Source organism: Nonomuraea typhae (assembly GCF_009760925.1).
GTDB lineage: Bacteria > Actinomycetota > Actinomycetes > Streptosporangiales > Streptosporangiaceae > Nonomuraea > Nonomuraea typhae.
The window spans coordinates 367587-388511 of the sequence record NZ_VRLV01000005.1; the positions used below are offsets into that span (position 1 = coordinate 367587).

The following is a 20925-nucleotide window of genomic DNA, read 5'->3' on the forward strand; positions in this document are numbered from 1 at the left end:
ACCAGACTTCCCGGCACACCTCCCGACAAATCTACATGGGAAAGCCCCCATATCCCCTGTTCGGGGTTATGGGGGCTTTTCCGGGGTGTGTCAGTCCTCGCTCTTCGCGCTCGGGAGCTTCTCCGCGATGAGGTTCATCACCGTGCTGTCGGCCAGCGTGGTGACGTCGCCGACGCTGCGGTTCTCCGCCACGTCACGCAGCAGACGCCGCATGATCTTGCCGGAGCGCGTCTTCGGCAGCTCGGGCACGACCAGGATCTGGCGCGGCTTGGCGATCGGGCCGAGCGTCTTGGCCACGTGGTTGCGCAGCTCGGTGGCGATGTCCGCGCCCTCCTCCGCGGTGCCGCGCAGGATGACGAAGGAGACGATCGCCTGGCCGGTCACCGGGTCGGTGGCGCCCACGACCGCCGCCTCGGCCACCTTCGGGTGGCTGACCAGCGCCGACTCCACCTCGGTGGTGGAGATGTTGTGCCCGGAGACGAGCATGACGTCGTCGACCCGGCCGAGCAGCCAGATGTCGCCGTCCTCGTCGCGCTTGGCGCCGTCGCCGGCGAAGTACATGCCCTCGAAGCGCGACCAGTAGGTGTCGATGTAGCGCTGGTCGTCGCCCCAGATCGTGCGCAGCATCGACGGCCACGGCTCGCGGATGGCCAGGTAGCCGCCGCCTCCGTTGGGGACGCTGTGGCCCTGGTCGTCGACCACGTCGGCGACGATGCCCGGCAGCGGGGTCATCGCGGCGCCCGGCTTGGCGCTGGTCACGCCCGGGAGCGGGCTAATCATGATCGCGCCGGTCTCCGTCTGCCACCACGTGTCCACGACCGGGGTACGGCTGGCGCCGATGTGCTCGCGGTACCAGACGTAGGCCTCGGGGTTGATGGGCTCGCCCACGGAGCCGAGGATGCGCAGGGATGACATGTCGAACTTCGCGGGGATGTCGTCGCCCCACTTCATGAACGTCCGGATCGCGGTCGGCGCGGTGTAGAGGATCGTGACCTTGTACTTCTGGACGATCTCCCAGAACCGGCCGCGGTGCGGGGTGTCGGGGGTGCCCTCGTAGATCACGCTGGTGGCGCCGTTGGCCAGCGGGCCGTACACGATGTAGGAGTGGCCGGTCACCCAGCCGATGTCGGCGGTGCACCAGTAGATGTCGGTCTCGGGCTTGAGGTCGAAGACCGCGTGGTGCGTCCAGGACGTCTGGGTGAGGTAGCCGCCGCTGGTGTGCAGGATGCCCTTCGGCTTTCCGGTGGTGCCGCTGGTGTACAGGATGAACAGCGGGTCCTCGGCCTCGTGGGGCTCGGCGGTGTGCTGGTCGCTCTGGCGCTCGACGATGTCGGCCCAGAAGACATCGCGGTCGTACGTGGAAATTTCCTGATTTGTCCGGCGGACGACGAGCACGTGCTCGATCTGCGGGCACTCGGCGACGGCCTCGTCCACGGTCGGCTTGAGCGCGGACGGCGCGCCCCTGCGGTAGCCGCCGTCGGCGGTGATGACCAGCTTGGCGTCGGCGTCGTCGATGCGGCTCTTGAGCGCGGTGGCCGAGAAGCCGCCGAACACCACCGAGTGGACCGCGCCGATGCGGGCGCAGGCCAGCATCGCGATCGGCAGCTCGGGGATCATCGGCATGTAGATCGCGACCCGGTCGCCCTTGCCCACCCCCAGCTCGGTGAGCGCGTTCGCGGTCTTGTTGACCTCGCGCTGGAGGTCGGCGTAGGTGAGGGTACGGCTGTCGCCCTCGGGCTCGCCCTCCCAGTGGTAGGCGACCTTGTCGCCCCGACCGGCCTCGACGTGCCGGTCGACGCAGTTGTAGGCGATGTTCAGCTGCCCGCCGGTGAACCACTTGGCGAAGGGCGGGTTCCACTCGAGCGTGGTGTCCCAGCGCTTGGCCCAGGTCAGCCGGTCTGCGGCACGCTCCCAGAACCCGAGACGGTCGGCGGCCGCCTCGTCATACGCGGCTGACGTGACGTTCGCGGACGAGGCCAGGTCGGCGGGTGGTGCGAACCGGCGGCTTTCCTGCAGCAGGTTCGACAGCGCCTGGGTCTCGGTGCCAGGGGTCTCCGGGGCCACCTCATGCTCCTTCTATGGCCAGGTTGGTTAGGTCGTGTCCCACTTCACCAGGTCGCCGGTGGCTCACACAAGAGGTCTAGACAGGTCCGTACCAGCGGCCCGGTTTATCAGACGTCATTACAGTCGCAATTGAAACGTTGTCATTTTGAAAGCATAGAATGCTGGAACGGGCCAATTCGTGGGGGTTTATGGGCCCCCTGGGCGCTCCCTCGAGTTACCCGCAGGTAAGGTCTGACGCGTGAGTGACCCACTGGCCGCAGTCGCCCAGCTTCCCGGTGTTGCCGAAGCCGTCGACGAGGCGCGTAAGTCCGTCGACCGGCTTTACCGGCACCGGGTCCTGCGCCGGGCCAGTCCGGCGGTCTCCACCGAGTCGTCGTTGCGCGGGGCGCGGGCCTCCTCCGCGCTGGCCGGTGCGGACGTGACGCTGGAGGCGCTGCGGGCCGACGAGGTCGGCGATCCGGTCGTGCAGGGGGCGCTGCGCGCCTCCGCCGAGCTGGGCCGGCTGGGCCCGACCTGGCGCAAGGCTCCCCGGCAGGTGCTGGCGCGGCTGCACGCGGTGGCGGCGGCCGGTCTGGTCCCCGCCGAGGACCTGGGGCGGCCCGCTGCGTCCGGGCCGCGCGTGGAGGCGCTGTTCGGGCTGCTGGAGACGCCCACGAAGGCGCCGGCGGTGGTCCTGGCCGCGATCGTGCACGCGGAGCTGGCCGTACTGAAGCCGTTCGGCAGCGCGGACGGGGTGGTCGCGCGGGCGGCCGAGCGGCTGACGCTGGTGGAGTACGGCCTGGATCCGAAGTCGCTGGTCGCGATCGAGGTGGGCCATCTGGAGCAGGACTACGAGGCCGGCCTGAAGGCGTACCTGACCGGGACGCCCGAGGGAGTCGCCGCGTGGGTATGCCAGTGTGCCTCGGCGGTGAGCCTCGGGGCGCGGGAGACCACGGCCGTCTGTGAGGCCATGCAGCGGGGGTAGTCGAGGGGGTGGCCCGTGGGCGGACATAGCTGACGGCGCCTCGATTGGGTGAGACGCCGTCTGCCGCGCATCACACCGGGTTACCAAGCGTGCACCTGTATTCGTCGGATCGGGTCAAGCCCGTCTCGACGCGCCTCCCGCGGCTGGTCGCGCGTGGGTACCCGGCTGACGCACCCGGACAAGTGGTCCGTGTCACCTTTGTACGTCGGATTCGCCCTGATGGGAAGCCCTACGACCAAGACCTTTACCGCGCCGTGGCGGAGCGGTCGGACCTCTGGGCCCGACGCGAGCGGGCCTCACGGTTACCTCGCCGTGATGATCACGCTGCGTGATCTCCTTTATGTGATCGTTAGCTTCGGGCGAAAAAACTTAGCGAAAATACGAGATTGCTCCTCGACGAAACTCGAGTCGATCGGGCAGCATACGGTGGTATCTCCCGAAACTGGAGCGACTGTGCATGGGTTAGCTTTGCAAGTCCCTTGCCATGCTCTGGTTAAGTGTTGAAAGCTTTCTTCTGAAACGGGACCGGCTCTACCCCCCCGGAGCCGGACCGGTACGGCGACCCCCGCTCTCCCCCCCGGCGGGGGTCGCCTCTTTTCCACAGCCGCCGGTCTGTCCACAGAACCCCGTTCGGCTGCGCGGGCGAGCCCGCCGGCATCGCATCGTTGTCCTCCCAACCCGCCCGGGAGGATCCGATGACCCGACCCCTCGTCATCACCGAGGACCCAGCGCTCCTCGACGACCTCGTCCGCGTGGCCGCGGCCGCCGGCGCCCAGCTCGACGTCGCCCACAGCCCCGCCCTCGCCCGCCCCCAGTGGGGCGTCGCCCCCGTGGTCGTCGTCGGTGACGACCTCGCCGAGGAACTCGCCGCCACCGGCCCGCCCGCCCGCGAACGCGTCTTCCTCGCCACCCGCGACCTGTCCGACCCCGGCGCCTGGCGGCGCTGCGTGGCGGTGGGCGCCCAGGCGGTCATCGACCTGCCCGACGACGAGCGCCGCCTGGTGGAGGAGTTCGCCGACGCGCTGGAGCCCGCCTCCCGCGCGGGGGTCATCGCCTGCGTGGCCGGCGGCCGCGGCGGCGCGGGAGCCAGCGTCCTGTCCGCCTGCCTGGCGCTGAAGGCGTCCGGCGACCGCCTGCGCACACTGCTCGTGGACGCCGACCGCCTGGGCGGCGGCATCGACGCCCTGCTCGGCCGTGAGGACGCGGCAGGAGCCCGCTGGGGCGACCTGATGGCCAGAGAGGGCCGCATCAACGCCGGCGCCCTACAGGCCGCCCTCCCGGCCTTCGGCGACCTGGCGCTGCTCAGCTTCGGCAGAGGCGAGGTCGCCCCCATCCCGCCCGCCGCCATGCGCTCGGTCCTGGAGGCCGGCCGCCGCGGCTTCGACCTGGTGGTCGCCGACCTTCCCCGCCACCTGGACCCCGCCGCCGCCGAGGCGCTGGCCAGAGCCGAGACCACCCTCCTCGTGGTCACCGCCGACGTACGCGGCGTCCTGGCCGCGGGCCAGGTCCTGCGCGAGCTCGCCAGGCACACGGCCGACGCCAGAGTCGTGACCAGGCCCGGCGTCCTGAGCGACCAGGCCGTCGCGGAAACCCTCGGCATCCCCTGCGCCGGACGCCTGCCCGACCACCCCCGCCTCCCGGCCGCCCTCAACCGCGGCGAACTCCCGCGCCTCGGCACCCGCACCGCCCTCGGCACCCTGTGCGGCAACCTCGTCCACACCCTCGTCGCGGGCAGCTGATGGACTCCGGCCTGGTCGAGGCCATCGACACCAGCCTTGTGGAAGCCGTCCGCGCCCGCCTGGCCCGCGCCGGCGTCGAGCCCAGCGCCGCCCAGGTCGCCCTCGCGCTGCGCGCCGAGAAGTCCGTGTACGGCGATGCCGAGATCCTGGCCGTGGCGAGGGCGCTGAGCGCCGACCTGATCGGCGCCGGCCCGCTGGAGCCGCTGCTGGCCGCCCCCGACGTCACCGACGTCCTGGTCAACGGACCCGGCGAGGTCTGGGTGGACGACGGCCGCGGGCTGCGCCGTACCCGAGTGACCTTCCCCGACGACGACGCCGTGCGCAGGCTGGCCCAGCGCCTGGCCGCCGCGGCGGGACGGCGGCTGGACGACGCCTGCCCCTACGTGGACGCCCGCCTGGCCGGGGGCGTCCGCCTCCACGCCGTGCTGCCGCCCGTGGCCGCCGAGGGCACGTGCGTGTCGCTGCGGCTGCCGCCGCGCCAGACGTTCACGCTGGACGCCCTGGTGACCGCCCGGACCCTCCGCCCGGAGGCGGTGCGCATCCTGCGCGCCGTGGTCGCCGCCCGGCTGGCCTTCCTGGTCACCGGCGGCACCGGCACCGGCAAGACGACCCTGCTGTCCGCCCTGTTGTCGCTGGCCGACCCCGGCGAACGCCTGCTGCTGGTGGAAGACTCGGCCGAGCTGCGCCCCGAACACCCCCACGTGGTCCGCCTGGAGTCCAGGCCCGCCAACCTGGAGGGCGCCGGCGGGGTCGGGCTCCGCGACCTGGTACGCCAGGCGCTGCGCATGCGCCCCGACCGGCTGGTGGTCGGGGAGGTCCGCGGAGCCGAGGTCGTCGACCTGCTGGCCGCCCTGAACACCGGCCACGAGGGCGGCTGCGGCACCCTGCACGCCAACAACGCCGCCGACGTGCCCGCCCGCCTGGAGGCGCTGGCCTGCGCGGCCGGACTCAGCCGGGAGGCCGTGCACAGCCAGCTCGCCGCGGCGCTGGACGTGGTCGTCCACCTGACCCGCGGCCGGGCCGACGGCCGTCGGCGGGTCGCGGAGATCTGCCTGCTGACCAGGACGCCCTCCTCCGGGCTCGTCGAAGCCCGGCAGGCGGTCGCGTTCACACCCGACCTGAGCTTCGGCCCCGCCTACCCAGCCTTGATGGCCCGCCTGGGGGAGCCGCGATGACCCCGATCCTGGCTGCCGTGCTCGCCGGCCTGGCGGCCTGGGTGTGGACCGGCCCATCGGCCGCCGCCGTACGGCTGGCCCGCCTGACCGCCCGCCGGCCCGCGGCTCGATGGACGCTCACCCGGCAGCGTCCGGCGCATCGGGCCGAGGCGTGGCGGCAGGCGACCATCGAACTGTGTCACGCGCTGTCCGCGGAACTCGCGGCCGGCCGGACGCCCGGCGAGGCCATGGTCCGGGCCATCGCCACGGTGGACCTGCCCGAGAACCTGCGGGAGGTCACCGCCGCGGCCCGCGACGGCGGTGACGTGGCCGCGGCCCTGGCCACCGCTGCCGCCGTACCCGGTGGGGAAGGGCTGGCCAGGCTGGCCGCCTGCTGGCGGGTGGGCGTGGGCGTCGGGGGCGGCATGGCCGCACTGGCCGAACGCGTGGCCGCCACGCTGCGCGCCGCCCGGGCACACCGCCAGGAGGTCGCCGCCCAGCTCGCGGGCCCCAGGGCCACGGCCCGGCTGCTGGCCGTCCTGCCGTTGCTGGGGCTGGTGATGGCGTCGGCGCTGGGGATGCGGCCGCTGGACTTCTTGTTCGGCGGGCTGGTCGGGGTGGGGTGCCTGGTGGGTGGGGTCTCGCTGGTCGCCTGCGGGATGTGGTGGACGGGGCGGATGGCCTTGGCGGCCCAGGATTCGTGAGGGGGTGGTTCGGTGCTGGCTGTGCTGTGCGCGGTGGCTGCCGGGCTGGCGGTGTGGGTGTGGGTTCCCTTTGACACACCCGCCCGCCGGTTGGCTCGGCTGTACCCGGATGGGGATACGACCGTGTGGCCTGAGGCAGTGGCACGGCCGGCCGCCGCGGCAGGGTCGCACGCCGCGGCAGGGCCGTCCGCCACGGTATGGCCGCCTGTCGCGGCAGGGCCGTCCGCCGCGCAATCGGGGTCACGCGCACGACCGGGCCCTGCGCCCCTGGGGACGCTCGCCCAACCGGGTTCCGTGCTCCACCTGGGGCCGGTGCGCCTGCCGGTGCCCGACCGCCGAGTTCTCCTGATCGCCGCATGCGTGGGTGTGGTCACCGGCCTCGTCTTCATGGGCGTGGCAGGGATGATCGCCGGGCTCCTGAGCGCCGTCGCCACGGCCTGGGTACTCGCCAGGCAGGAACCCCCGGCCGTCCTGCGCGAACGCCGCCAGATGGCCGCCGACCTCCCCTTCGCCGCCGACCTCATGGTCGCCTGCCTCCTGGCCGGCCGCCCTGTCGGCGCAGCCGTCGAAACCGCCGCGAACGCCCTACCCGGCCCCCTGGCAACCCGCCTGACCTGGGTCGCCACCCAACTCCGCCTCGGCGCCGACCCCGAACCCACCTGGGCTCACCTGGCCCGCGACCCCGCCACCGCAGCCCTGGCCCGAGCCATGACCAGAGCGGCCCTGAGCGGCGCACCCGTGGCCGACGTCCTCACCCGGCTGGCCGACGACGCCCGCGAGTCCGCCCAGGCCGCCTCCCTGACCGCGGCCCGCCGCGTGGCCGTCAAGGCCGTGGCCCCCCTTGGCCTGTGCTTCCTTCCCGCCTTCGTCCTCCTGGGCATCGTCCCGGTCATCGCCAGCCTGGCCTCGACCATCGTCCTGCCGTAGCCCCCCGGGACGGGTCCCGTCAGCCGCGATCGGCCGCCGCACCCCATCCACAGCCCCTTCCATCGCCTCCCGGCCAATCCACAACCCCACCACCTCCACTCCGCCCCATCCACAGAACGTCGTTCGCCCGATCGCCCCCCACCCCACCTCGGCCACCCTTGAACTCCCGCACCGGCCAAAGCCCCGGCGCCAAACCCCAGGAGGCACGATGAGCACCCTGACCATCCAGCACGACATCGCAGCCACCCCACCCAAACCCCGAACCGAACCCGACCCCTTCGACCCGCCAGCCGACCACCCCGCATCCCCGGAGGAGCCCGAGCCCACACCCCCCGACGAGCAGTCCCCCAAGGACGCCAACTGCCGCCGCTGGTGGCCGCCCACCCGCACGACCACCCGGCCCGACGCAGGCATGTCGACGGCCGAGTACGCCGTAGGCACCCTGGCCGCGGTAGCCTTCGCCCTCCTGCTCTTCAAGGTCATCAACAGCCCCGAGGTCCAGGCCACGCTGGCCGGCGTGATCGACCGAGCACTCAACTCGGCCGCGTGACCCGACTCGGCCGCGTGACCCGACTCGGCCGCGTGACCCGCGGCCGGTGGCGTCCAACGCATGCGCGGGCCGCCGCCCTCCGCACCGGCTCCTCCCGGGGCTTCGCCACCGCGGAGACCGCCGCAGCCCTTCCCGCCCTGATGATCGTCCTAGCCGTTTCCCTCTGGCTCATCCAGTCAGTGAGCGCCCATCTCGAATGCGTGGACGCCGCCAGAGCAGCCGCAAGAGCCGCAGCAAGAGGCGAACCCCTGGACCAAGTCCGCGAAGCCGCCAAGTCGGCCACCCGACCGGAAGCCGAGATCAGCATCACCCAGTCCCAGCAGCAGACCAAGGTCCAGATCACCCTCCGCGTGCGCCCACCCTGGTCCGACTCCTTCCCCCCGATGCGTGTGACCGCCTCCGCCACCGCAGGCACAGAACGATGACCGCGAAAGCCGCACCCAAGGCGGCAACACGTGCAACGAAGCACCCCAGGACGATGCCACGATGAACGCCGAGCAAGGCTCAGCCACGATCTGGTCCGCCGCGGTGATGACAGTCCTGATGTGCCTGGCCATCGCCCTGACCACCGCCGGCTCCGTAAGAGTGGCAAGACACCGTGTGAACAGCGCAGCCGACCTGAGCGCCCTGGAAGCCGCCCGCCTGGCCATAGCCGCCCCCGACCAAGCCTGTGCCCGAGCCGACGAGATAGCCCAGGCCAACACAGCCCGCCTGACCCACTGCACCATCACCGAAGAAACGGCCGAAGTCCGAACCGCCGTGGACATCACCATCCCCGGCCTGGGCAAACGCACCCTGACCGGCCAGGCAAAAGCAGGCCCCTCCTGGATCACCTCAACCGGCTGACCACGACAACCAATCCCACAGCCAAGCTGACCGCCCCGGTCCGGCACCGCCTTCCGGCCACCGGACCCCGGGGCATGGCAAGGGGGCACATCAACCGGCTACCCGCCGCGCCGATCCTGCCCCCGAGCCATGCACTCTGCCTAAGGCTTGGGCGAGCGGAGCATGTGAACCGGATGACCGTCACACTGGGCGGGTCAGGTGGGGGGCCACACCGAGGACGCGTCCAGGCGGTTCGCCAGCGAGACGTAGCGTTCCAGCCATCCGCTGCTTGCCGCGATCTCACACAACGCGCCTGTCGGAAGAAGGAGGAAGCGAAGATCGGACAAGCGGCTCACGTCCCCGCGCGCGAGCCGGCCGGCATGGTCACGTAGGTCGCGCACGAGATCCTGTTCGCTCTCGTAGCGCGACTGCCATGTCAAGTCTTGAGAAGAGCCCTGAACGATGGCCAGCAACTCATCCACAGCTCGCCGGGTTAGTTCCAGTGATGCCGCGTCCACATGGCCCCCTTGGTGTTTGCGCCAAGTCCCAACCATGGTCCTCCCGGGTGGACCTTTTCCCAACCACTCCGAACCGACTCCCTAGGATCCTCAAGCCGACTGAGACGGATATGCAAAAACTATTCCAGTGATCAAGTGTCAGCTCGATTGCGGAACATGAACAGGGGAGCGGTGCAGAGGGTTTGCTCGGCGCCGTACTCCTCGAATGTGCTGATGGGGCGGAAACCCAGGCGGGCGGCGAGTGCCAGAGATCGTGTGTTCGCGGTCTGGGTCACGAGCACGACCGGTTGGGCAGGGAGTTCGTCCGCCGCGGCCCGCAGCGCGGCCGTGGCGGCTTCGAAGGCGAAGCCTGCACCCCATGCACTGCGCCGCAGTACATAGCCCAGTTCCAGTTCCTCGCCATCCTGGGTGATGTGCCCGGGGTTATCGGCCGATCGGCGGGCGAGCATCAATGTTCCGATGAGTTGGTTCGTCGTGTTGTCCGCGATGACATAGTTGCCAGGACTCGATGTCGCGTTGGCGGTTATGAGGGCATCGAAGCGCTGCTCGACCTCACTCCGCGGCCGCGGGCCACCGATGTATTTCTGAACCTCGGGATCGGTCATGAGCTCGACGAATCCTTCGCGGTCGGCATCATGCAATGTTTTGCGGAGCAGGAGTCGTTCCGAAGAGATTTCCGTGGCAGACAGCATGCGCAATTGGCTCATGAGTCCATGATCATAGAATGCGGCCTCTTGGCGCACTCGCCCCTGATCGTGACCTTGTGATTGGCACACCATGATCCCCGGGGAAGATCGCGGCGCGTCGGTCGCATCCTCTCCGCAGCGATCAGTTCGTTCGTGGCGGTTGCCTGCCGGGCCGCGTCCACCGCGTGCTCGTCGGCGCTGCCCGGAGAGGGCTTCCGGGCGAAGGGCCGCTGGTTGAACAGTTCCGGCAGGTCGTGCTGTTCATGCGCCCATCGCTGGTGCTTGTAGGTCGTGAAACTCGTCGTGATTGAGGGGCTGGTGGGGTAGGTCGCGATCGAATTACGACTTCTTGGACGCGGTGTCCAAGAGTTGACTATGTCGCGTAAGGTCACGCTTACCCTCGGTCCATGCCGACTGAGAACTAGGTCTGGGAATGGTGTGACTCCAGTCGCTATGGTCGCCGGGGGACCGGCACTTCCCGGCCGTCCCAGAGGCGGCGCGAGGCTCTCGATGAAGGGATGCGTCGTGACGGTGGTTGGCAGGCTGATGACAGCCACGCTGGTCGTGATCGGTGCGCTGGCGCTCGGTGGTGGTACGGCCGGCGCGCAGGTCCGGTGGGGTGACGTGGGCGGGGCGCGGGATGGTCAGATCACCTCGCCTTCAGACGGCCAGGTGATCACCGGTGGGTCGGTTTCCATCTCCGCTCGTACCCGGTTGGCTCAGCTGAGCATGGGCCTGTATGTCGAGGGGCCCTCCACACCTCGGCAGAAGGTTGCCGGCGGGGGTGCCAGTCAGACCCTGTCGGGCACGTTCGATGCCGGGGACGCGCCTAATGGCACCTTCACCGTCACGCTCAAGGGCGAGATCACGGGCACCACCTATGAGACGCGCACCTTCAAGCTCCGGCGCCCGGCCGCGCCCCCCAGCGGTGTGGATGCGAACCTTCAGGGTGCCGGGAAGGTCGTGGTGACCTGGAGCAGAGGTAGTGAGCCTGATCTGCAGACCTACGAGGTCGCCACCACCCAGTCGGGGACCGTGGGGCGTATGTCGGTGGACGAAGCGTGTGGCGGAGGGACGTGCCGGGCGACGTTGTCGGTTCCGCCCAAGGCGGCGGGGCAGCGGGTCGGTTTCACGGTCAAGGCGGTTCGCGGCGACGGGGACGGTGGTTCGCTGGCGTCTCGGAGCTCGGGGCCTGCCTATGTGAACGTTCCTGCGCCGCCGGCCGCCAAGCCCACGACGAAGAAGGCGGGAGCCGCCCCCACGGCGAAGCCGCAGACCACCAAGAAGGGCATCGACAACCTTCCCACCCTCCCGAACGACACCAGCAAGAAGAAGACCGATCCCAAGGTCGCGACTCCCACGCGCAAGGTCACCACGCCTAAGACCGACACCAAGCTCCCGGCGATGCCGGAAACCGACAAGGACGGCAACCTTCCCGTCCCAACCGCTGACGACGACTCCCTCACCCCCAGCCGGGAAGAGTCGCAGACGTCTGCTCCCGCCGACAGCCAGGTGCAGGCCCAGTCCTCCGAATCGCCTCTGGGGGACGTCGGGCAGTACGGGCTGTATGTCGCGGGTGGGCTCGTCCTTCTGCTGCTCGCCGCCCACTTTGGTGCTTGGGCCCGCCGCCGCTCCCTCGCCACCGCCACTGGACCATCCAGGCCATCCCCAGGTTCCCCGGGTCCCTCAGGTTCGGTCTATCGCGCTGCCGCCCATGACGCCCCACAGGCCGGTGACAGCATTCCGCCGACGGCGACCGCGCCTCGCCGTCCTGCCGTGGTGCTGGCCGTAGCCAAGACCCGCACCAGGCCGGACCAGTCTCCACAGTCCATGCCCTCCTCCCACCCGCACATCCACGGTCAACCGCGCACCGGCGACCGAGCGGACGGTTCTGGCCAACGGAATGACGCGGGTCGGCGCGATGGCGCTGGTCAGCTGCATGGTGCTGGTCACCTGGACGGCCCTGGCCGGTTGGATGGCGCGGGTGGTCAGGTGCACGGCTCGGGTGGTCAGGTGCACGACTCGAGCGGTCACGTGCAAGGCTCGGGTCGGCTGGGCGGCTCTGGTCAGGTGCGTGGTCCTGGTCAGGCGCGTCGTGCTGGTCCGTCGGGTGGTGCGGGTCGGCGCGATGGCGCTGGTCAGGTGCATGGTGCTGGTCACCTGGACGGCCCTGGCCGGTTGGATGGCGCGGGGCGGTTGGAGGGGGCCGGTCACCCCTACGCCTCGGGACGGTCGCGTGCCCAAGGGCAGCTGCCTGGCTCTGGCCGGGGTCAGGAGTCTGATTCGGGGCGAGGACGTGTCCAGGGGGGATCGGGGAGTTCCGGTGAGGTGCAGGGCGGTTCGTCTCGGGTGCCGGATCAGCCGGATGCCGCCGGTCCGCGGGTTCCGGCTCAGGTTCCCGCTCCTGCCGCCTCGAGTGGTCCCGGCGATTTGAGTGCGCCCGACGCCTCGCGTGCCTCTGGTGACTCGAGTGCTCCGGGCGTCTCGCGTGCTTCTGGCGGATCGGGTCAGGGCGCGGCTGGGTCAGAGCGCGAGCACGGGCCGGATCGGCCTTCTGCGGTTCTCCCGTTGTATGTGAGTGCCGATGACATGCGCAGTGCCCAGAACCAGGCCGACGCCGCTCGCCAGGAACCGCTTCGCATCGCCCTCCCCAGTTCGGCGGTGACCGAGGTGGCCGAGCCTTCGAGGCCGGCGCCGGCCGTACGTCTTGAGGATCGTTGGGATGACTACCTTCCGCCCACGCCCAGGGCGATGGAGGACAGCGGGTTCTGGGAGCGTCCGCAGCCGGGCGACTTCTGGACCCCGGATGAGCGTGCCGAAAGTTAGCCGCGCATCCGGTCGTCCGGCGGGTGAGGTGTAGCGGGGGCTGGCGTCTTCGTGTGGGTGGGAGTGGCAGAGCTACCAATCCCTGAGCGTCAACTCCAGCCCCGGCCAGCAACTGGCCGTCTACCGGGCGGAGCCGGGCAGTTCTCGGCGGACGCGCTGGCCCTGCTGGGCAGCCGCCATCTTGGGATGACCGCGGAGGCCGAGAAGTAAAACGATCATGAGTGCTCGGGCTGTTGCCTGACGTGCTTGATCATCCTGCCTTGCCTGATGTTTGTACGGCGGGCGGACGAGCCCTGTGCCCCGTCCTTCGTGGGGAACCTTGCGAGGGGGCGGGCTGGTCGGTGGCTGGCGGAGATTGTCGGTGTTTCGAGGTGGGGTCAAGGGTTGAAGAGGGCGTCGGGGTGAGGCCACGGATTGAGGAGGGCGTCGGGGTGGGGGCAAGGGTTGGGGAGGGCGTCGGGGTCAAGGGTTGGGGCGGGTGTTGGGGTGGGGTCAAGGGTTGAGGAGGGTGTCCAGGAGGCGGAGGGCGCCGCGTTTGCTCAGGGGTTCGTTGCCGTTGCCGCATTTCGGGGACTGGATGCAGGACGGGCAGCCGCGTTCGCATTCGCAGGAGCGGATGGCCTCCCGGGTGGCGGTGAGCCAGTCGGCGGCGCGGGAGTAGCCGCGTTCCGCGAAGCCGGCGCCGCCCTCGTGGCCGTCGTAGACGAAGACGGTGAGGAGGCCGGTGTCGAAGTGGAGTTCGGTGGAGACGCCGCCGATGTCCCAGCGGTCGCAGGTGGCGAAGAGGGGGAGGAGGCCGATGGAGGCGTGTTCGGCCGCGTGGGCGGCGCCGCCCAGGTCGAAGCCCTCCTCCGCCAGGGTGGCGATGGTGTCGGCGGGGAGGGTCCACCAGACGGCTCTGGTGCGGAGGGTGCGCGGGGGCAGGTCGAGTGGCTCGTCTCCCAGCATTTCGCCGGTCTGGAGGCGGCGTTTCATGTAGGAGACGACCTGCCGGGTCACCTCCACCTCGCCGAAGGTCAGGGTGCCGCAGCCCAGAGGGGCGGTGCGGAGGGACTTCAGGACGCGGATCTCGGTGATGTCGCGGGCGAAGGTCGAGTAGTCGGGCTCGGCGGCGCCCACCAGGGCTACTCCGGCGTCCAGGTCCAGCTCCTCCACCAGGAAGGTCTCGCCCTGGTGGAGGTAGACGGCGCCGGTGTGGACGGTGGTGTGGGCAGACGGCTCGTCCACGGTGCCCAGGAGGCGGCCGGTCGTGGACTCCACGACCTGGACGGGGGCTCCGCCGCCGCCGCGGATGTCGGCCAGGTCGGTGGCGCGTTCGCGGCGGGTCCAGAACCAGCCGGCGGCGCGTCTGCGCAGGAGGCCGTCGGTGACCAAGTCGTCCAGGACGTCGGCGGTGGTGTCGCCGAATGTCGGGAGGTCGTCCTCGGTCAGCGGGATCTCCGCGGCGGCGGCGCAGAGGTGGGGGCCCAGGACATACGGGTTGTCCGGGTCCAGGACGATCGCCTCCACCGGGCGGCCGAACAGGGCCTCCGGGTGGTGGACGATGTAGGTGTCCAGAGGGTCGTCCCGGGCGATCAGCACGGCCAGCGACTCCTTGCCGTCACGGCCCGCCCGGCCCGCCTGCTGCCACAGGGACGCCCTGGTGCCCGGCCAGCCGGCGATCAGTACGGCGTCCAGGCCGGAGACGTCCACGCCCAGTTCCAGGGCGTTCGTGGTGGCCAGGCCCATCAGGGTGCCCGACCGGAGGGCCTTCTCCAGCAGGCGCCGGTCCTCCGAGAGGTAACCGGCCCGGTAGGCGGCCACCTTGTCCGGCAAGCCGGCCCAGTCGGGCTCCGCGTCGGAGGGCGGGCCGGTCGTCGTTTTGGTCACGTCGGTGGGATCGGTGGTGGGCTCGGCCTGAAGGTGGGTGGTGGGCTCGGCCTGAAGGTGGGCGGTTGCGTCCCCTGGCTCGGCGGGGGGCACGGCTGCGGGGTCGGCAGGTTCGGCCTTGAGGCCGTCAGCGTCAACCGCGAGGGCGTCAGCCTCAACCGCGAGGGCGTCAGCGTCAACCGCGAGGGCGCCCAGGTCTGCGGGGGTTGCGCCTGGCGGGTCGGCGGGGGCTGTACCGGTGTCCGGGGGGCCGGAATCCGGGGGAGGGTCGCCTGCCGTACCCGTGGAGGGGTGGGGGGCGGCGTCTCCCGGGAGGGCCGGGTGGGGGACGGGGGCGCCGGGGAGGGGGCCGAGGTGGGCGCCGTAGGGGAGGGCGGCGGCCACGTCGGCGAGTTTGGCGCGGGCCGAGAGCGCCACCGTCTCGGCACCTCTGCGGCTGCGGACGAAGGCGAGGGTGCGCACGTCCGCGAGGACCAGGTCGGCCAGGAGGTCGGCGGTCTCGGCGGTGGCCGTGCGGCGGATCGGCGCCCCTCCCTCGCCCCGCAGATCCGTCAGAGGCGGCTCCCAGAGGGCGAACGTGGTCGAACCCTTGGGCGAGGCGTCCAAGGTCACCTCGTCCATCTCAAGGCCCGTCAGGCGCATCCCGAACGCGGCGGGCTCGCTGGCGGTGGCGGAGGCCAGCATGTACACGGGGGCGGAGCCGTACCGGGAGCACACCCGGCGCAGGCGGCGCAGGATCTGGGCCACGTGGGAGCCGAAGACGCCGCGGTACCCGTGGCACTCGTCCACGACGATCATGCGCAGGCGGCGGAAGAAGGCCGACCATTGGGAGTGGCGGGGCAGGATGCCGCGGTGGAGCATGTCCGGGTTCGTGAGGACGTAGTTGGCGTGCTGGCGGACCCAGGTGCGTTCCTCGAAGGGGGTGTCGCCGTCGAAGGTGGCCGGCCGTACCGCGGAGATGCGCAGTTCGCGCAGCGAGCGGAGCTGGTCGGCGGCCAGCGCCTTGGTCGGCGTGAGGTACAGAACAGTGCCTCCGCCGAGACATGCCGTGATCGCCGGAGTGAGGTAAGCGAGCGACTTCCCCGACGCCGTCCCTGTGGAAATGATCACGTTTCGGCCACGGTACGCCAGGTCAGCGGCTTCGAGCTGGTGCGGCCACAGGCCGTTCACGCCGTGGTTCGCCAAGCGCGTAACCAGGAGTTCCGGAACCCATTTGGGCCATCCCACTTGACCCGCCTGACGTGCTGGAACATGCTCCACATGGGTGACGCGCTCATGACGTGCGGGAACGCCGAGCAGGTGGCCGAGGAGTGGACCTGGCCGGTGTGGGGAGGAAGCGGAGGAAGTCACTGTTTCCAGTCTGGCATCCGTGGGCAAAGTCGCCGGGAATCGTGATTTCGTATAGACACAAGCCAGACGCATGGTTGAATGCCGCGCGTCAGGGTCCGACGGTCGGGAGCCCCGCTCCAGACTGCCAGGCCCGCAAGGGTACTTTCGCAGGCGAGGCGCTGGAGGATCTGTGGATCTGAAGTTGGATCACCGCACCGAGGACCGACTCACCATCGTGGAGGTCGAAGGTGAGATCGATGTCTACACCGCGCCGAGATTGCGTGAGCTGCTGATCGACCTGGTCAACAAGGGCAACTTCCACCTTCTCGTGAACATGGAGAAGGTCGATTTCCTCGACTCGACCGGCCTTGGCGTCCTCGTCGGCGGGCTCAAGCGAGTTCGTGCGCACGATGGATCGCTCGAACTGGTCTGCACGCAGGAGCGCATCCTCAAGATCTTCCGGATCACCGGTCTGACCAAGGTCTTCGGGATCTACGCTTCGGTGGACGAGGCCAAGGAAGCTCACGGCAAAGACAAGTAGCCATGGCTACCGTCGAGCTGACGTTCAGCGCCCTGCCCGCGCACGTGCGGACGGCGAGGCTGGTCGCGACCGCGATCGCCCGGCGCACCGGTGTGGAGGAGTCGCTGCTTGACGAGGTCAGGCTGGCCGTCGGTGAAGCGTGCTCCCGGGCGGTGGAGGCGCATCGCGCCCACTGCCCGGGAGAGCCGATCCGCATCGAGTTGCGCGACGATTCCGGCCGCTTCGAGGTGACGGTCAGCGACCAGGCCCCGAGCGACGAGATCCAGCAGGAGCAGCCGGTCGACCTGGGCGCGCTCTCCGACTCGTTCATGTCCGGCTTCGGCATCGCGGTGATCGCGGGCCTGGCCGACGACGTGGAGGTCTTCCCCAGTCCGAAGGGCATGCGGATCCGCATGAGCTGGCCGGCCTCGCTCAACGGCCGTACCCCTTGAAGGCCCCTGAAGGCTCCCTGAAAGCCTCCTGACGGGACGACTTTCCTGACAGCCGCGCCGCTCACAGCGGCGCGGCTCCTGTCATGTGCGCGGGAAAGCTGGGCGCAGGAAAGCTGTGCGCGGGAAAGCTGTGCGCGGGAATGCTGGGCGCAGGAACATGTGCGCACGAACGGGGAACAGGTCGGGTACGGCGGAGCCGCGGAGCCCCACCCGCAGGTGTCGGGGCGCCGTCACGCGCAACCCAGTTTCGGACAACACTTTTCAAGAACTTGTCATGCCCGTAAACCGCAGGACATACCCACGGCCACCCACCAAATCGGGCCCCAGTCTGGGGCTTACTGGACGCGCGCTTAATTGCCCGCCCCGAGAGCCTTCATATCCGTGGAAGCGCTGCGTAGACTCCCGGCACCGGCCAAGGTGATCCGGCGACACTGCGGACTCAACCGGAAGCGGCACCCAGTACCCGGATGGTGCCGCACCAACCGAGAACCTTGCAGCACCGCCCGGGCAGGACGTACCGGTCTTGCCGAGGAGAACGGATGTTTGGGCACTACCTGGCCTTGGAGCCAGCGTCGAATCTGACCCTGAGCGGAACCAACCTGACCATTGTGGTCGTGGTCGCCGCCGTCGCACTCATCGCACTGGCCGTCGCCGGCGGCCTCGTCCGCGAGGTGCTGGCGGCCGACCAGGGCACGGAGCGCATGCAGAACATCGCGCGTGCCGTACAAGAAGGAGCGGCCGCCTATCTGAAGCGGCAGTTCAGAACTCTCGCGATTTTCGTCATTCTCATCCCCATCTTGCTGTGGTTCCTGCCCGGCGAGACGGACGTGAAGATCGGCAGGTCGATCTTCTTCGTGGTGGGTGCGGTGTTCTCCGCATTGACCGGATTCATGGGAATGTGGCTGGCCGTACGCGGAAACGTGCGGGTCGCCGCCGCCGCTCGCACCAGCGGCGAGAAGCGCGCCATGCGGATCGCCTTCCGCACCGGTGGTGTGGCCGGCATGTTCACGGTGGGCCTCGGCCTGCTGGGCGCGGCCGTCGTCGTCCTGCTCTACCAGGGTGACGCGCCTGGCGTGCTCGAGGGCTTCGGCTTCGGCGCCGCGCTGCTGGCGATGTTCATGCGCGTCGGCGGCGGCATCTTCACCAAGGCCGCGGACGTCGGCGCCGACCTGGTCGGCAAGGTCGAGCAGGGCATTCCCGAGGACGACCCGCGCAACGCCGCGACCATCGCCGACAACGTCGGTGACAACGTGGGCGACTGCGCGGGCATGGCGGCCGACCTGTTCGAGTCGTACGCGGTCATGCTCGTCGCGAGCCTCATCCTGGGCAAGGTGGCCTTCGGTGAGCAGGGACTGATCTTCCCGCTCATCGTGCCGATGATCGGTGTCGTCACCGCCATCATCGGCATCTTCGTCACCGGCCTGCGCGACAAGGACCGCAACGGCATGGCGGCCATCAACCGCAGCTTCTTCATCTCCGCCGCGATCTCCGCGGTGCTCGTGGCCGCGGCCGCCTTCTGGTACCTGCCCAGCAGCTTCAGCGGGCTGAGCGGCTCGGCCGTGCAGTCCGACGCCGACCCACGCATCATCGCGATCGGCGCGGTGCTCGTCGGCCTCGTGCTGGCCAGCGCGATCCAGCTGCTCACCGGCTACTTCACCGAGACGAACCGCCGTCCGGTCAAGGAGATCGGCGAGAGCTCGGTGACCGGTCCCGCGACCGTCATCCTGGCCGGCATCAGCGTCGGCCTGGAGTCCGCGGTGTACTCGGCGCTGATCATCGGCGGCGCCGTCTACGGCGCGTTCCTGCTGGGCTTCGGCAACGTGACCGTGGCGCTGTTCGCGGTCGCGCTGGCCGGCACCGGCCTGCTGACCACGGTCGGCGTCATCGTCTCCATGGACACCTTCGGCCCGGTCTCCGACAACGCGCAGGGCATCGCCGAGATGTCCGGCGACGTCGAGGGCGAGGGCGCCCGCGTCCTGACCAGCCTCGACGCGGTCGGCAACACCACCAAGGCGATCACCAAGGGCATCGCGATCGCGACGGCGGTGCTCGCGGCGACGGCGTTGTTCGGCGCGTTCAAGACGGCCGTGCAGGGCCAGCTCCCGAACCCGGCCAGCTTCGGCCTCGACATCGACCAGCCGAACGTGCTCGTCGGCCTGATCATCGGCGCCGCGGTCGTGTTCCTGTTCTCCGGCCTGGCGATCATGGCCGTGGGCCGGGCGGCGATGCGCGTGGTCTTCGAGGTCCGCGACCAGTTCCGCAACAACCCGGGCATCATGGACGGCACCGTCAAGCCCGAGTACGGCCGCGTCGTCGACATCTGCACCCGCGACTCGCTGCGCGAACTGGCCACGCCCGGCCTGCTCGCGGTCATGACCCCGATCGCGGTCGGCTTCGCGCTGGGGTACGCGCCGCTGGGCGCGTTCCTGGCCGGCGCCATCGCCTGCGGCACGCTGATGGCGGTCTTCCTGGCCAACTCCGGCGGCGCCTGGGACAACGCCAAGAAGCTCGTCGAGGACGGCCACCACGGCGGCAAGGGCTCCGAGGCCCACGCCGCCACGGTGATCGGCGACACGGTCGGCGACCCGTTCAAGGACACGGCCGGCCCGGCCATCAACCCGCTCATCAAGGTCATGAACCTGGTGGCGCTGCTGGTGGCCCCGGCGGTGGTCCTGTACGCGGACAATCTGCTGGTGCGCATCGGCGTGCCGGCGGTCGCGGTGCTGGTGATCGTGATCGCCATCATCATCAGCAAGCGCCGCTCGGTAACCGTCGAGCCCGCCAACGACCGCAACCCGGCTTCAGTGGGTTCGTAGTCACTTCTCGCAGTCGAAGGGCATCCGCTTCGGTGGGTGCCCTTCTTCCTTTACGGCGAAGCCGCCGCCCCCACCTCCCGCCGCCGTGGGCGGGCGCCGATCGCCGGGCGCTTCTCACGTCGGACGTGGTCCTCGCCGCCACAACGCACGTTGCCCAGCGGTCCCGGACGCTGGACAGGAGGGACAGGAGGGACAGGAGGGACAGGAGGGGCAGGCCCGGAGGGCCGGTCTGAGGGGGGCGGGCAGGCTCTGGTCCGGCGCGCCCGGACTCGGACCCGATGGTCTCGGGTGAAGGGGCGGGCGGGTCGGGTGGGAAACTGGGCCGGTGGAAGAGAACCGGCCCAACGGCGGCCGAACGCTGGTCTTGATCCTCTTGGCCATGGTGGTGATCCTGGGACTGTTGGTCGCCATGGCCGTGTGGGCGTCGAGGGGGTGAACCGGTGCGGACGCTGATCGTGTTGCGGCATGCGAAGGCCGCTCAGGTGCCGGGGCTGGCCGATCGGGAGCGGCCGTTGACGGAGCGGGGTGAGCGGGACGCCCAGCGGGTGGGCGATGAGCTCCGGGCGCTGGGGCACCGGCCGGACGTGGTGTTGTGTTCACCGGCGTTGCGGACGCGGCGCACCGCCGAGCTGGCCTTCCCCGATCAGGAGATCAGCTTCGAGCGGGACATCTACGAGGCGTATGCCGACGAGCTGCTGGCGTTGATCCGGTTGCAGGATCCGGAGGCGCGCACGATGGTCCTGTGCGGGCACAATCCGGGTGTGCACGAGCTGGCCCTGGGGTTGTCCGGCGGCGAGTTCGGGTTTCGGCCGGGTTCGTTCGCGGTGATCCGGACAGACTCCGAGTGGGTAGACCTCTGGCCAGGGGCGGGGAACCTGGTCACGCACTGGGACCCCAAACAGGCGTAGGGGCACGGGCGCCGCGCCGTCACCAGCACAGCATGCGGCGGGTCCGGGAGCGTGGGCCGCGCCGCCGGACCGGG

General features: G+C 70.2%; 17 protein-coding genes. 13 read left to right on the top strand and 4 right to left on the bottom strand.

What is annotated here, in order from left to right; genetic code table 11:
- Nucleotides 1-90 precede the first annotated feature (90 nt).
- A complete protein-coding gene (gene acs, locus FVE25_RS21175; RefSeq protein ID WP_157248734.1) occupies nucleotides 91-2064 on the bottom strand; it encodes an acetate--CoA ligase in 1974 nt (657 codons plus the stop codon).
- A 238-nt stretch (nucleotides 2065-2302) separates the two neighbouring features.
- Here acs and FVE25_RS21180 point away from each other — a divergent pair, with 238 nt between their 5' ends.
- From FVE25_RS21180 to FVE25_RS21215, 8 genes are all read left to right on the top strand, one after another.
- On the top strand, nucleotides 2303-3028 hold the full coding sequence (locus FVE25_RS21180; protein ID WP_157248735.1) for a Fic family protein: 726 nt from the start codon (nucleotides 2303-2305) through the stop codon (nucleotides 3026-3028).
- A gap of 695 nt (nucleotides 3029-3723) precedes the next feature.
- The gene (gene ssd, locus FVE25_RS21185) at nucleotides 3724-4767 is read left to right on the top strand and encodes a septum site-determining protein Ssd (protein WP_157248736.1); all 1044 of its coding nucleotides are present in this window, start codon (nucleotides 3724-3726) and stop codon (nucleotides 4765-4767) included.
- Nucleotides 4767-5942, top strand: coding sequence for a TadA family conjugal transfer-associated ATPase (locus FVE25_RS21190; RefSeq protein WP_157248737.1), 1176 nt, complete (start codon nucleotides 4767-4769; stop codon nucleotides 5940-5942). The genes ssd and FVE25_RS21190 overlap by 1 nt, the downstream gene beginning before the upstream one ends.
- Nucleotides 5939-6625 carry a type II secretion system F family protein gene (locus FVE25_RS21195; protein ID WP_157248738.1) on the top strand — a complete coding sequence of 229 codons (687 nt, stop codon included), beginning with the start codon at nucleotides 5939-5941 and terminating at the stop codon, nucleotides 6623-6625. The genes FVE25_RS21190 and FVE25_RS21195 overlap by 4 nt, the downstream gene beginning before the upstream one ends.
- Nucleotides 6626-6919: 294 nt before the next feature.
- A complete protein-coding gene (locus tag FVE25_RS21200) occupies nucleotides 6920-7552 on the top strand; it encodes a type II secretion system F family protein (protein WP_246267245.1) in 633 nt (210 codons plus the stop codon).
- Between the two features lie 208 nt (nucleotides 7553-7760).
- The gene (locus tag FVE25_RS56335; protein ID WP_157248739.1) at nucleotides 7761-8102 is read left to right on the top strand and encodes a DUF4244 domain-containing protein; all 342 of its coding nucleotides are present in this window, start codon (nucleotides 7761-7763) and stop codon (nucleotides 8100-8102) included.
- A complete protein-coding gene (locus FVE25_RS21210; protein ID WP_157248740.1) occupies nucleotides 8099-8527 on the top strand; it encodes a TadE family type IV pilus minor pilin in 429 nt (142 codons plus the stop codon). The genes FVE25_RS56335 and FVE25_RS21210 overlap by 4 nt, the downstream gene beginning before the upstream one ends.
- 61 nt (nucleotides 8528-8588) lie before the next feature.
- Nucleotides 8589-8948, top strand: a complete 360-nt coding sequence (locus FVE25_RS21215) for an Rv3654c family TadE-like protein (protein WP_157248741.1) — start codon at nucleotides 8589-8591, stop codon at nucleotides 8946-8948.
- A 194-nt stretch (nucleotides 8949-9142) separates the two neighbouring features.
- Here the strand turns inward: FVE25_RS21215 and FVE25_RS21220 are convergent, their stop codons facing one another.
- Together FVE25_RS21220 and FVE25_RS21225 are read right to left on the bottom strand one after the other, a co-directional pair.
- Entirely contained in the window at nucleotides 9143-9409 is a 267-nt protein-coding gene (locus FVE25_RS21220; protein WP_157248742.1) for a hypothetical protein, read from the bottom strand.
- A 167-nt stretch (nucleotides 9410-9576) separates the two neighbouring features.
- Nucleotides 9577-10152, bottom strand: a complete 576-nt coding sequence (locus FVE25_RS21225; protein WP_157248743.1) for a GNAT family N-acetyltransferase — start codon at nucleotides 10150-10152, stop codon at nucleotides 9577-9579.
- Nucleotides 10153-10641: 489 nt separating this feature from the next.
- On the opposite strand from FVE25_RS21225, the gene FVE25_RS21230 reads away from it, so the two are divergent.
- The gene (locus tag FVE25_RS21230; protein ID WP_157248744.1) at nucleotides 10642-12957 is read left to right on the top strand and encodes a hypothetical protein; all 2316 of its coding nucleotides are present in this window, start codon (nucleotides 10642-10644) and stop codon (nucleotides 12955-12957) included.
- Between the two features lie 492 nt (nucleotides 12958-13449).
- Here FVE25_RS21230 and FVE25_RS21235 read toward each other — a convergent pair whose 3' ends face one another.
- Complete coding sequence (locus tag FVE25_RS21235) at nucleotides 13450-15936, bottom strand: DEAD/DEAH box helicase (RefSeq protein ID WP_246267247.1); 2487 nt, start codon at nucleotides 15934-15936, stop codon at nucleotides 13450-13452.
- A 409-nt stretch (nucleotides 15937-16345) separates the two neighbouring features.
- Between FVE25_RS21235 and FVE25_RS21240 the strand changes: the two genes are divergently transcribed.
- The 4 genes from FVE25_RS21240 (at nucleotide 16346) to FVE25_RS21255 (ending at nucleotide 20851) form a co-directional block, all read left to right on the top strand.
- Nucleotides 16346-16696 (top strand): STAS domain-containing protein, encoded by a 351-nt coding sequence (locus FVE25_RS21240; protein WP_043629845.1) that lies wholly within the window; start codon nucleotides 16346-16348, stop codon nucleotides 16694-16696.
- A 2-nt stretch (nucleotides 16697-16698) separates the two neighbouring features.
- A complete protein-coding gene (locus tag FVE25_RS21245) occupies nucleotides 16699-17127 on the top strand; it encodes an ATP-binding protein (protein WP_157248745.1) in 429 nt (142 codons plus the stop codon).
- Nucleotides 17128-17666: 539 nt separating this feature from the next.
- On the top strand, nucleotides 17667-19943 hold the full coding sequence (locus FVE25_RS21250) for a sodium-translocating pyrophosphatase (protein ID WP_157248746.1): 2277 nt from the start codon (nucleotides 17667-17669) through the stop codon (nucleotides 19941-19943).
- Between the two features lie 440 nt (nucleotides 19944-20383).
- A complete protein-coding gene (locus FVE25_RS21255; protein ID WP_246267248.1) occupies nucleotides 20384-20851 on the top strand; it encodes a SixA phosphatase family protein in 468 nt (155 codons plus the stop codon).
- The last annotated feature ends 74 nt before the right edge of the window (nucleotides 20852-20925 follow it).